This is a genomic window from Photobacterium sp. DNB23_23_1, assembly GCF_052873815.1.
Map to the genome: position 1 here is coordinate 214,475 of NZ_JBNNXT010000001.1, position 12,180 is coordinate 226,654.

At 46.2% G+C, this 12,180-nt stretch carries 9 protein-coding genes; 5 read left to right on the forward strand and 4 right to left on the reverse strand.

Annotated features, from left to right (window positions below; all coding sequences use genetic code 11):
• Window positions 1–24 precede the first annotated feature (24 nt).
• Window positions 25–1,509, reverse strand: a complete 1,485-nt coding sequence (gene pdxR, locus ACVA53_RS00885; protein WP_446504288.1) for a MocR-like pyridoxine biosynthesis transcription factor PdxR — start codon at window positions 1,507–1,509, stop codon at window positions 25–27.
• 178 nt (window positions 1,510–1,687) lie between these two features.
• On the opposite strand from pdxR, the gene ACVA53_RS00890 reads away from it, so the two are divergent.
• The 4 genes from ACVA53_RS00890 (at window position 1,688) to ACVA53_RS00905 (ending at window position 6,235) form a co-directional block, all read left to right on the forward strand.
• Window positions 1,688–3,061, forward strand: a complete 1,374-nt coding sequence (locus ACVA53_RS00890; RefSeq protein ID WP_255043903.1) for an aminotransferase family protein — start codon at window positions 1,688–1,690, stop codon at window positions 3,059–3,061.
• 266 nt (window positions 3,062–3,327) lie between these two features.
• On the forward strand, window positions 3,328–4,356 hold the full coding sequence (tauA, locus tag ACVA53_RS00895; protein WP_255043902.1) for a taurine ABC transporter substrate-binding protein: 1,029 nt from the start codon (window positions 3,328–3,330) through the stop codon (window positions 4,354–4,356).
• 29 nt (window positions 4,357–4,385) lie between these two features.
• On the forward strand, window positions 4,386–5,240 hold the full coding sequence (locus ACVA53_RS00900) for a taurine ABC transporter ATP-binding protein (RefSeq protein ID WP_255043901.1): 855 nt from the start codon (window positions 4,386–4,388) through the stop codon (window positions 5,238–5,240).
• Complete coding sequence (locus tag ACVA53_RS00905; RefSeq protein WP_446504289.1) at window positions 5,237–6,235, forward strand: ABC transporter permease subunit; 999 nt, start codon at window positions 5,237–5,239, stop codon at window positions 6,233–6,235. The genes ACVA53_RS00900 and ACVA53_RS00905 overlap by 4 nt, the downstream gene beginning before the upstream one ends.
• A gap of 408 nt (window positions 6,236–6,643) precedes the next feature.
• On the opposite strand, the gene mglC is transcribed toward ACVA53_RS00905, so the two are convergent.
• The 3 genes from mglC to mglB all read right to left on the reverse strand — a co-directional run bounded on the left by mglC (window position 6,644) and on the right by mglB (window position 10,238).
• A complete protein-coding gene (gene mglC / locus ACVA53_RS00910; protein ID WP_446504290.1) occupies window positions 6,644–7,672 on the reverse strand; it encodes a galactose/methyl galactoside ABC transporter permease MglC in 1,029 nt (342 codons plus the stop codon).
• 11 nt (window positions 7,673–7,683) lie between these two features.
• Window positions 7,684–9,195, reverse strand: a complete 1,512-nt coding sequence (mglA, locus tag ACVA53_RS00915) for a galactose/methyl galactoside ABC transporter ATP-binding protein MglA (RefSeq protein WP_255043897.1) — start codon at window positions 9,193–9,195, stop codon at window positions 7,684–7,686.
• Between the two features lie 62 nt (window positions 9,196–9,257).
• Window positions 9,258–10,238, reverse strand: coding sequence for a galactose/glucose ABC transporter substrate-binding protein MglB (gene mglB, locus ACVA53_RS00920; protein ID WP_255043896.1), 981 nt, complete (start codon window positions 10,236–10,238; stop codon window positions 9,258–9,260).
• A gap of 873 nt (window positions 10,239–11,111) precedes the next feature.
• Between mglB and ACVA53_RS00925 the strand changes: the two genes are divergently transcribed.
• Complete coding sequence (locus ACVA53_RS00925) at window positions 11,112–12,119, forward strand: substrate-binding domain-containing protein (protein WP_446504291.1); 1,008 nt, start codon at window positions 11,112–11,114, stop codon at window positions 12,117–12,119.
• The last annotated feature ends 61 nt before the right edge of the window (window positions 12,120–12,180 follow it).

A 12,180-nucleotide genomic window follows, 5' to 3' on the forward strand; every position in this document is an offset into this window, starting at 1 on the left:
GCAGTGTGGTTGATTAGAGCCAGTTCAGTATTTTTGTTGGGACAGTGCATCAAGGATTTCGGCCAATTTGTGTATCCCTTGTTGTATTTTTTGCTCGGGGATAGCAAAGAACCCTAACCGCACATAACTTTGGAGTTGTTGGTTCGGTGAAGCAAAATGGACATCTCCAGCTTCTATCAGTATCCCAGCTTGTTTGGCGTGATGCTGTAGCTCCTTGCTCGAAATACCTGATGGTAGGGCTAACCAAAAAGCGCTGCCACCCAAGGTGCTATTGGTCATGCAATGAGGTAGGTAGGTCTCAAGGCTGTGTCGCATGATCTGCCATTTCTCGGCATAGTGACTGCGCAGTTTTCGCAGGTATGTATCGTAATACCCCATAGAGATAAACAGTGCGCAGGTTCGTTGGTTGTTTGCAGGTGGATGGCGATACATTAATCGCCGGAGTTGTCTGGCTGCGGTGATCAGAGCCTCATCGGCAACCATGAAGCCAACCCGTAGGCCGGGGGAAAGGGATTTCGACAAACTGCCGACATAGATCACCCGGTTGTGGTGGTCGAGGCTTTTAAGCGAAGGTTGGGGCTGGGCGGTTAAATTGACCTCGCTGTCATAGTCATCTTCGATGATGATAAAATCGTGTTCTTCGGCAGCATTAAGCAAGGCTTGGCGGCGTGGCATAGACATCGTGACATTGGTCGGCACCTGATGGCTGGGAGTTGTATAGACATAGTCGCAGCCATATAAAGCTGGATTGACGGTAAGGCCTTGTAGGTCGATCGATAAAGGCTGTATTTGTGCACCATGGCTGGCAAAGATATTGCGCGCATCAGGGTAGCCAGGATCTTCAACACCAACAGACGTTTCCTTTCCGGTCAGCAGCTTTGCTAACAAATAAAGTGAGTTTTGGGTGCCTATAGTGATCAGGATTTGTTCCGGTTTGGCATGAATCCCCCTTTTGCTGAGTACATTGTTCTGTAACTGCTTAATCAAGGCTGGATCATCACAATCGACGGAATCTGAGACCCAGTCTTTGATCACACTGGCTCGCTGGGCTAGTCGTCCACATTCGCGCCAATGGTTGAGCGGAAAAAGTGAGTGATCGGGCTGGCCAAAAATGAAAGGGTACGGATAGCGTTGCCAATCACTCGGCTTCTCTATATTACGCTGTTGAGACACATCCGTTTTGAACCGTTTGCGCCAAAACTGTGCAGGTTTTGTGCTGCCGTTGGGCGTGATGTCATCAGGCATTACAGACTGTTGTGAGGCCGTAGGGTTGACGTAATAACCACTGCGCTGGTGCGAGAGTAGATACCCTTCGTCGACTAAGCGGTCGTACACCAAGACAACCGTATTGCGTGATACCCGCAGCATCGAAGCCAGCTTACGACAGGATGGCAGTGCCTTGTCAGAAAATAGTCCGTTACCGATTTTCTCTAATAAATGCTCACGGATCTGTTCTTGAAGACTGCGTTCCGGTGAAAATTGAATGTGAATAAGGTGCTCGTTTTTCATCGCAGGATCCTTTACGTCTAAAACATCGATAGTCTTTTCTGCAAGGTATTCAGCAGGATATGTGCCATGTTGAATAGCAAGATAAAAAGCTGTGCCCACAAAAAGATAAAACTGGCGCTATGGCGTGTTGGGTGGCTTGCCTATGGTGGGGAAAAGTAATGACAGGGAGTGACAGGATATGCAATCACAGAGTCAGCAATACACCAAGGATGAGCTGTTGGCGATGGACAAGGATGCCGTGTGGCACCATATGACCCAGCATGGCACGCAAACAGCACCGATGATGGTTCGGGGGCAGGGGAGCGATGTGTGGGATGTTCATGGAAACCAGTATTTGGATGCGTCATCAGGTGGTGTTTGGTGTGTCAACGTCGGTTACGGTCGGGAGAGTATTGCCGAGGCGGTAAAAGCGCAGCTGGTGAGCCTTAACTATTTTGCGGGGACGGCGGCGACGCCTGTTGCGGCACAGTTTGCGTCTAAGTTACTGGATCTGATGCCGGGTATGGGCAAGGTGTACTTTTCCAATTCAGGTTCGGAAGCCAATGAAAAGGCATATAAGATTGTCCGTCAAATTGCGGCTAAGAAATATGGCGGGAAGAAGCATAAGATCCTTTACCGGGAACGTGATTACCATGGCACGACCATCACCTGTTTGAGCTCGACGGGCCAGGAAGAAAGGCGAAACCAGTATGGACCTTTTACCCCTGGGTTTATTGAGTTTCCTCATTGTTGCGAGTACCGCAGCCAGTTTGGCCCGGTTGATAATTACGGAGAACTGGCAGCCAAGGCATTTGAGGACGTCATTCTTCGTGAAGGGCCAGACACGGTCGGGGCTGTTGTTATTGAACCTATTACTGCCGGTGGTGGAGTGATCACTCCACCAGAAGGGTATTTACTTGCGGTTCAGGCGATATGCCAAAAATACGACATCTTGCTTCATGTTGATGAGGTTGTGTGTGGTATGGGGCGGACAGGGGCATGGTTTGGCTATCAGCATTACGGTATTCAACCGGATATTGTCACCATGGCGAAGGGGGTTGCGTCAGCCTACGCTGCAATTTCCTGCACCGTAGTTACCGATGAGGTCTTTGATCTTTTTGCTGATGAGCCTCTTGAAAAGGAAAGCTTTTTCCGTGATATCAGTACCTTTGGCGGTTGTACTGCTGGCCCAGCGGCTGCGCTTGAAAATTTGCGGATCATTGAACAAGAGAACTTGGTCGAGAATGCTGCCCATATGGGCGAGTATCTGCGGGCACAGTTGCAGGGCCTGCAAAGTCGCTACCCCATTATTGGTGACGTCAGGGGGAAGGGATTATTCTTGGGGTTGGAGCTGGTGGAGGATCCCGTGACCCGTCAGCCAGTGGATGAAACAATCGCGATGCAGGTAGTGGGGTTGTGCGCCCAACACGGTGTGCTGATCGGGCGGACAAATCGCTCTTTCCGAGATTACAACAACACACTCTGCCTGAGCCCAATGCTGACCTTGACTAAAGATGAAGCAGATAGGATTGTCGAAGCGCTCGATAGTGCCTTTTCAGCGCTCATTCGCTAAATTTAACAACCATTAATTCATTGATACCGAAGGCTGCATTGGCAGCCTTTTTTGATCTTTGTTCTCCGGTTGATCACATAACCTGTTGGTTTGGTATGTGTTTGATGCTTGTTTGATGTATTGCTATATGCATCTTGGCTATTGCACTTAATGTGCGCTTGCTAGTGGTGCAAATCTGGACCAATTAAGCTGCGAATTGGTACTACCGAATGTAGGGGGATATTCCGTAGGGTAGAGCTAACTCCACTGGTGAAAGGGAATTGATTATGAAACATAACCGAGCATCTATTGGCATCAAAAACGTGGCCTTAGTTAGTGCAATATCCGGTGCTTTATTGCTGTCGACACCTGTCATGGCGGCAAAAGAAGTAACCGTGGGTTATCAAGGAATGTTTAACCCAATGAAATATGCGATTGACCAAAAACACTTCGAGGAAGCAACGGGTTACACCATTAAGTGGCGAAAGTTTGATTCTGGAGCCAAAGCGATCACGGCGATGGCTGCGGGTGCGGTGGATATGACGGTGGCAGGCTCAAGCCCGATTGCCAGCGCGGCCAGTAACGGCATCGATATGGAGCTGGTGTGGGTGATGGAAAACATCGCTGATGCCGAGGCACTTGTGGTGAGAAACGGCAGTGGTATTACTTCACCGGCAGATCTGAAAGGGAAAACCCTTGGTGTGCCATTTGTGTCCACGACTCATTTCCATATGTTATTTGCCCTAGAGCAATTTGGTCTGACCGAGAAAGACGTCAAGCTGATTAACATGCAGCCCGGTGCAATTGTGGCGGCTTGGCAGCGTGGCGATATCGATGGAGCCTTTATCTGGGATCCGGCTTTAGGCTCGATTAAGCAAGAAGGCCAAGTGCTGATCACATCCAAACAGTTGAGTGCATGGGGTAAGCCAACCTTTGATGGCCTGATTGCAAGTAAGTCCTTCGCCAGTAAAAACAGTGACTTTATGACTGATTTCCTAACCGTTATCGCCAAGGCCGATGAGGAGTACCGAGTGAATCAAGAGGGGTTCTCTGCTGATCACCCTATCGCGGTGTCTGTGGCTAAGCTGACCGGCGGTGAAGTTAGCACAGTCCCAGAGGCAATGAGCCTGTATGAGTTCCCAGATGTTAGTACTCAGTTGTCCTGCCAGTGGCTTGGTTGTCAGGCTGAAGGCGGCGCGGTCAAAGCATTGGAAGCTACCTCGAAGTTCCTGCTGCAAGAGAAAAAAATATCTGGCCTGCAACCTGACTACAGTGTTTTCGTCAATCCAAGCTATGCAGCAAAAATAGCGCTTTAACCCGTCACGGAACAACATGGAGGTCAGTCATGGACAAGGAAAAAGTGCTGGAAATACATGATGTGTCGGTTATTTACGATGATCGCAATGGCGGGGAGCCTGTAAAAGCATTATCAGGGGTCAATCTTACAATTGAGCAAGGGGAGCTGGTCGTGGCTCTGGGAGCTTCAGGTTGTGGTAAAACCACCTTGCTCAACTTGATGGCTGGGTTCATCCAGCCATCAAAGGGTTACCTGACGTTGGGTAATTCTGGGGTAGAAGGCTTGCCAAGGGTAACGATGGGCAGAGAGATTGGTGATCAGATTATCGGCCCAGGTGCAGAGCGAGGAGTGGTGTTTCAAAAGCACGCACTGTTCCCTTGGTTGGACGTGATTGAAAACACCGCTTTCGGTTTGAAACTGCAAGGCGTTGAGAAAAATGAACGTTTGGATCGAGCAGCCAAATACCTTGAGCTGGTCGGGTTGAAAGACTTCCATCACCACAAGGTTTACCAGTTATCAGGCGGCATGCAGCAACGGGTGGGTATTGCAAGAGCGCTAACCAATGATCCCAGTATCCTGCTGTTGGATGAGCCGTTAGGTGCACTTGATGCTCTCACCAGAGAGACCTTACAGGAGCTACTACTTGATGCCTGGCAAGCGACCAATAAAATGATGTTTTTCATCACGCACAGTGTTGAGGAGGCCCTGTTTATGGCGTCACGGCTTATCGTCATGTCGCCACGTCCAGGGCGGATCACCCATAGTTTTGAGTTAGATTTCAACCGTCGATTTTTGGCTTGCCGAGATGCCCGTGCGGTGAAATCGATGCCTGATTTTATCGAGATGCGTGAGAAGGTGCTGTCGATTATTCACCAAGATGAAAAACCGGAGGTGGCGGCATGAGCAATATTGCATCGAATATTGAGGCTGTAGAGTCGACGGGCACGTCTATCGAACAGATTGATTCTGTACAAGAGGTGTTGCAGGAGGTGGCTCCTCCTCAACCGGTTAATGCACCGCGACCTCACTATCGAGATACGGTGGGTTTAGATGGTAATCTCCCTTTGCTACCTAAATTATTAGCGGCACTGAAAAAGCGTACCGAGACAGCACCTAATTACTACGGTGAGCCGAGCCAAGGGGACGCAAGGATTGTGTCGATTATCTCGGTGATTGTGTTTATTGGTTTGTGGGCTTTGGTGACAGGTTCCGGATGGATTAAACCTCTGTTTCTTCCCTCACCGATGTCTGTGGTCGACAGGCTAGGTGATTTAGCCGTGAATGGCTTTTCGGGCGTATCTTTAGGTGAGCATCTTGCTGCCAGCCTGACCCGGGTGTTCGGCGCTTTTGCTCTGGCGGCACTGACTGCTATTCCGCTAGGTATATTAATTGGCACCAATGTATGGGTGCGGGGTGTGTTAGATCCACTTATTGAGTTTTACCGCCCGCTTCCTCCTCTGGCTTATTTGCCTTTGGTGATCATCTGGCTGGGTATTGATGAGACCAGTAAGATCACTTTGATTTTCCTTGCCATGTTTGCACCGATAGCACTGAGTGCTAGAGCGGGGGTAACATCTGCGAAAAGTGAGCAGATCCAAGCGGCTTACTCGATGGGGGCCAATAAATTCCAAGTGCTTTATCATGTGATCATTAAAAGCGCGATGCCGGAGATATTAACAGGGCTTCGTATCGGTATTGGCTTTGGCTGGACAACATTGGTTGCCAGTGAAATGGTTGCAGCCCAAGCAGGGATAGGCTTTATGGTGCTTAACGCTGCTGAGTTTCTGGTAACCGATGTGGTCATCGCAGGCATTATAATCATCGGATTAATTGCCTATTCCTTTGACTTATTCATGCGTTGGTTAGAGGTAAAATTGGTGCCTTGGAAAGGGTATTAACGAATCACTTATAACAATAAGTTTGTCTGGTGATACAGATGGTTCACGCTTCCGTGGTGAACAACGTTTCATACGACTTCACGTCGCACGGGCAGAAATGAGCTAGATCTGTTTGGCCTGATGCTCGGTAAATTCATCTCTCCTTTTTGAATTATACCAATCTGGATAAGTCGTTGATCAAATATTTATGTAGGTTGGTATTAAGGCACACGCTAAGAAAGAAGTGCTGCAATCAGGTTTATTGAACTATAAAAAAAAACGTACACACTAATATACGTAGTGTGTACGTTATGTTTCTACCTATAAAGCCATACCAGGGTGAGCTTTTCACTCACTGATGAGCATAGTTTACTCTATACCCCTTATCGGGACGGTAATCATTGCGTCTAAATAACCGTTGTTTAGACGTTATTTCTTGCTGGCGTGTTTCATTGAATCCAGTGCCACGGCAAAGATGATAATGCCGCCTTTGATAATGTACTGCCAATATGGGCTAACACCGATGTAGGTCATACCGTAGTTGATGACGGTAAATATCAGTACCCCTGTGACCACCCCTTTTACACTGCCGACACCGCCAGCAAAAGACACACCGCCCACAACACAGGCCGCGATAGCATCAAGTTCATACATGAAGCCAAGGTTGTTGGTCGCACTGCCTATCCTACCGGCTTCTAACATACCGCCAAAGGCGTAGAATACCCCGGAAAGCGCGTAGATTTTTAGTAAGGTAATAGGAACATTGACCCCGGAGACTTTGGCTGCCTCAGGATTACCGCCAATAGCGAAGATATTTTTGCCAAAAACCGTCTTGTTCCACAGTACCCAGACAAAGATAATGGCAATCACGGCATAGAAGGTGAGGTAAGATAGCCTGAAATCACCGAACTGGATGAAGCCTTGGGCAAAGCTAGAAAAGCGAGCGTCAAACCCGGCAACTGGTGAAGCCCCCACAGAATCAAAGTAAAGTGAGTTGAGGCCGTACACCATGATCATGCTGCCAAGTGTGGCAATGAATGGGGTTACTTTTAGATAGGCGACAATGATCCCGTTAACAAGGCCAATTACCGCACCGATAGCACAGACGGTAATAATAACGGCAACCAGTGGTATATCACCAAGCCCCGGAAAGACTTTGTTGACATTATCGACACTCTGCAACAGAGTCGCTGAAATAACCGCAGCTAAGCCAACTTGGCGCCCAGCAGATAAGTCGGTGCCCTGAGTGACAATCAGCCCTGCGACCCCTAAGGCGATGATAATGCGAACTGAAGACTGAGTCAGGATATTACTAAAATTACGCAGACTTAAAAAAGAAGGTTCTTGGATAATAATAATGGCTAGCAGTATCAGCAATACTGCATATATTCCACCTTCTTTAATATAATTGGCAAATTTAATATCTTTAGGTGGCTTGAGTGTTTTTGCAATTTCCATATTTTATGTCCTTAAAGATATTTTGAAGCTAAATTAAGTATTTCGCTTTGGGTGGTTTCTTTGGTGTTAACAATACCGGCACATTGCCCATTACTCATGACGAGTATCCGGTCAGTGATACCTAGTAACTCTGGCATTTCCGATGAAATGATAATGATCCCTTTATCTTTTTTCGCCAGGTCATTAATCAGTTGATAAATTTCATATTTGGCCCCAACGTCGATTCCCCGGGTCGGTTCGTCCATCATTAGGACTTCTGGTTCAGTAAGCAGCCAGCGGCCAATAACAACCTTTTGCTGGTTACCGCCCGATAACGAGCCAATGGCCGTTTTGTGCGAAGGGGTTTTGACGCTCATCGAGTCGATAACCCATTGGGTATCACTTTTCATCTTGCGGTTGCTCAAAAAACCATACGATTCGCGATAGCTTTCTATATTGGCAACTAAGGAGTTGAAGGTGATATCCAAGCCGCTGTAGATCCCGGTTGAACGCCGCTCTTCTGTGACGAGAGCAAAACCATTATTAATCGCCTCGTGGGAGTCTCGGTTTAGCACCTCTTTGTCATGAAGTAGGATTTGGCCTGAGCTCTTTTCCCTGATACCAAATAGGGTTTCAACTATATCCGTCCTTTTCGCCCCGACTAAGCCAGCAATGCCCAGCACTTCACCTTTGTGGAGGTCAAAGCTGATATCGTTAATGGAAGGCTGGTTTTGTGCGGTAAGGTTTTTGACATTCAATATCACTTCTTTTGGCACATTTTCTTTTTTGGGGAATCGCTGGGTGAGCTCTCGTCCAACCATCATAGATATGATTTGATCCATATCTAACCCCTTGAGTGGGCGGGTGTTTACCCATTGGCCATCACGCAGTATGGTGATTTCGTCACAGATGGAGAATATCTCATCCATCTTGTGGGAAATGTAGACAATGCCGCAGCCTTTGTCTTTGAGTTTTTTGATGATGGTAAACAGGTGGTTGACTTCTTTTTCTGTGAGAGAAGAAGTCGGTTCATCCATGATGACGATTTTGGCCTGATAAGAAAAAGCTTTGGCTATTTCAACCATCTGCATCTGTGATACCGATAACGTTGATACTTTTGCCCACGGGTCGATGTCGATATCTAGTTCGTCAAAAATCTCCTTGGTATCTTGGTACATTTTGTCATGATCGACAAAAATCCCTTTTTTGGGGTAGCGGCCCAGCCAGACATTATCCATCACGGTACGTTGTAATACCTGGTTCAACTCCTGGTGAACCATGGAAACGCCATTATCCAATGCTTCTTTTGAGGAATGAAAATTAATTTTCTTACCAAGAAAAAGGATCTCACCTTCGTCTTTTTCGTAAATACCAAACAAGCATTTCAACAATGTTGATTTGCCCGCCCCATTTTCGCCCATTAATGCATGAATTGAGTGGGGGCGAACTTTCAGGGAAACATCATCCAATGCCTTTACACCCGGGAATGATTTACTTATCCCGGTCATCTCCAACAGCCATTGTGACTGGTGCTCTGAATTCATATTGTGTGTGCTCTCGGAATAAAAAATGGTGAAGAGCAAGGCTCTTCACCAAGGGAGAAAGGCTAGTTCAAGTTTGAGAGGTCTACGCCAACATAGGGTACTCGTACCACTTTGTTATCAATAACCCATTCAGTACCTTCACCGGCTGGTAAGCCATTGGCTAGGTTACGGGTTAACTCAAAAGTTGCTTTTGCTTGGTTATTCGCATCATTTAGTACTGTACCTTGCATTTCACCGGAACGAACAAGGGCAAGTGCTTCATTTAGCGCATCGACACCAAACACAGGAATCTCAGAGCGACCAGCCGCTTTTAGTGATTCGATGGCACCCATAGCCATTGCATCATTGTTAGCAATGACAACCTCAATACTTTTGCCATTTGGTCCTGAAATCCATGCATCCATCTTGTCTTTGGCCATTGCGGTATCCCACATGCCAGTATCAAGGTGCAGTTCTTCAGTCTTAAGGTTGTGTTCTTCATTAAGAGTCTTGATGACATAAGATGAACGTGCTTCAGCATCAGGGTGGCCTGGCTCTCCTTTTAGAAGAACATATTGGATAACGCCATCACCATTGGTATCCCACTCTGGGTTAGCTTGCCAATGTTTTGCGATCAAATCACCTTGAATAATTCCTGACTCTTTAGAGTCGGTACCTACGTAGAAAGCTTGATCATAACTGGCTAATGCCTCTGCGCTTGGTTCCTTGTTGTAGAAAACAATCGGCACTCCATCCATCTTTGCTTTATTAATGACGACAGGGGCTGCAGCAGGGTCGACCAAGTTAATTGCTAACGCTTTTACTCCACGTGCCAGTAATACATCGATTTGATCATTTTGCATCGATTGGTTGTTTTGGGAGTCGTTCATCAGCAGCCTGATATCGCCATCGGACTCTGCTTCCTTGACGATGGCCTGGCGAACAACTGACATGAAGTTATCATCGTATTTATATACTGTGAATCCCAATGTTGTCTTCGCTACTGCTGGCGTACCAAAAGCAATCCCTGCACATAATGCGGCTAATACGGTAAGTTTTTTCATTCACCTAATCCTATTTGTGTAGATGTTATTTTTATTAAAAGCGATATACCACTTCATCCTGTCGTTTCATGGCAACAATTCTATACTGTGGTGAGTTAGGAATAATGTGATCTACTTTGAGCTAATGTAAACGTTATCCTAGGGGGGATTTAATACGGGAAAGCATATATTTAGTGAATACAATTATATCTATACTAAATCAGAATAGATGACGCTTTTTATGGTTGTTAGAAATTTAAAATACAACATATGTCAATATAAATAAGGGGTGTAGCCTGTTTTTGTATAGCGATAAATGTGTATTACTTATCATAGTTAAATACCGATTGTTAATGAAAGTTTCCTGTTTTTTTATCATCGCTGCAGTACTCTTATTTAAAATGCAGGAAGTTATTGTTAATGGTGGGGGTTAGATATTTTTTTCTTTATAAACAAAACTTTATGCTTTGGTGTTTTATTTTTTGACAGATATTTTTTCTTTGTTGTATATTTTTTGTTTTGTGACATAAGGCATAATTATAAGTGATATAAATCAAACGTATAGTAGCACTTATCTTCATGTGTAAACGAAAACAGTAAATGATTTGTCATTAATTGGGGCGGGTGTTTTTTACGTCTATATTACTAAATGATAAATGTGAGGAGGTGTTGATTTTTCAATAGTTTATTTGCACGTTGCATATGGATTCTTCATTAGTCATACAATAGTGGTATGCGATAACATAATCTGTGTTTTGTGTTTTGTGTTTTGTGTTTTGTTTGGACTGCCATTTTATATTTATGTGCGTATCAGTGGCAAATGGTTGTTTAGGCATATGTTAAATGATATGTTACTGTAACATTTCAAGCCGACCTGCAATCTATCTTATTGTTATGAAACAAGAACAACGAAAATCTCGACCGACATTGCAAGATATTGCCGATCGTATTGGCATTACCAAAATGACGGTTAGCCGCTATATGCGTAACCCTGAATCGGTGTCAGCCAAAACGCGCGACAAAATTGCTGAAGTGGTGGAAGAGCTGGGGTACATTCAAAACCGCGCCCCCGCCATGCTGTCAAAATCTTCCAGCAAGGCGATAGGGGTGTTGCTACCTTCGTTGTCGAACCAAGTATTTGCCAGTTTTGCCCAAGGCATTGAAGCGGTGACAAACGCTAATGGTTATGAAATATTGATTGCCCATTTCAGTTACGATGAAGACGTTGAAGAGCGCAAAATAGCGTCCCTGCTTTCTTATCAGGTTGATGGCCTAATTCTGACCGGGACGGCACACACTGAGCGAACGCTGCAGATGATCAAAACTGCCGGGGTGCCTGTGGTGGAAGCGATGGAATTACCAGAACACCCGGTTGATATGGTGGTAGGGCTGGATCACGTCAATGCCTCGTACACCGCGGTTAAAACCATGCTCGACAAAGGTAAGCGTCATATTGCCTACTTTGGCGCACGCTTGGATACCCGTACCAAACTACGGATGGAAGGTTATGACAAGGCAATGGACGAAGCTGGGCTGGAGAAATTCCATATCCTGACCCATGAACATTCCAGTTTCACTCTCGGTGGGGAGCTATTAAGTCGAGCCTTGGCGGAGTGTCCTGATTTGGACGGAGTGTTCTGTACCAATGATGATATTGCGATCGGCACTATTCTGGCGTGTAACGAGCGGGGTATTCAGGTGCCGCAGAACCTTAGCGTTGTTGGTTATAACGCACTGGATATCGGTCAGGCCATTACTCCACGTTTAACCAGTATCTATACGCCGCGTTACCAAATTGGCGAAAAGAGCGCAGAGTTGCTACTCCAGGCGCTGGAAGGTAAACGTAGTGAGCGGAATGTGTTTGATATGGGCTTTACCATTAGCCGTGGGGAAAGTCTTTAATCCTCAGCCTTCTTATTGCAAAGGGAGAACTGTTTATTACAGTGCTCCCTTTTTTGTATTT

Bases quoted from the DNA above. Each gene is read 5' to 3' on its own strand.
- pdxR (WP_446504288.1), bottom strand. From the start codon at position 1,509: ATGAAAAACGAGCACCTTATTCACATTCAATTTTCACCGGAACGCAGT.
- ACVA53_RS00890 (WP_255043903.1), top strand. From the start codon at position 1,688: ATGCAATCACAGAGTCAGCAATACACCAAGGATGAGCTGTTGGCGATG.
- tauA (WP_255043902.1), top strand. From the start codon at position 3,328: ATGAAACATAACCGAGCATCTATTGGCATCAAAAACGTGGCCTTAGTT.
- ACVA53_RS00900 (WP_255043901.1), top strand. From the start codon at position 4,386: ATGGACAAGGAAAAAGTGCTGGAAATACATGATGTGTCGGTTATTTAC.
- ACVA53_RS00905 (WP_446504289.1), top strand. From the start codon at position 5,237: ATGAGCAATATTGCATCGAATATTGAGGCTGTAGAGTCGACGGGCACG.
- mglC (WP_446504290.1), bottom strand. From the start codon at position 7,672: ATGGAAATTGCAAAAACACTCAAGCCACCTAAAGATATTAAATTTGCC.
- mglA (WP_255043897.1), bottom strand. From the start codon at position 9,195: ATGAATTCAGAGCACCAGTCACAATGGCTGTTGGAGATGACCGGGATA.
- mglB (WP_255043896.1), bottom strand. From the start codon at position 10,238: ATGAAAAAACTTACCGTATTAGCCGCATTATGTGCAGGGATTGCTTTT.
- ACVA53_RS00925 (WP_446504291.1), top strand. From the start codon at position 11,112: ATGAAACAAGAACAACGAAAATCTCGACCGACATTGCAAGATATTGCC.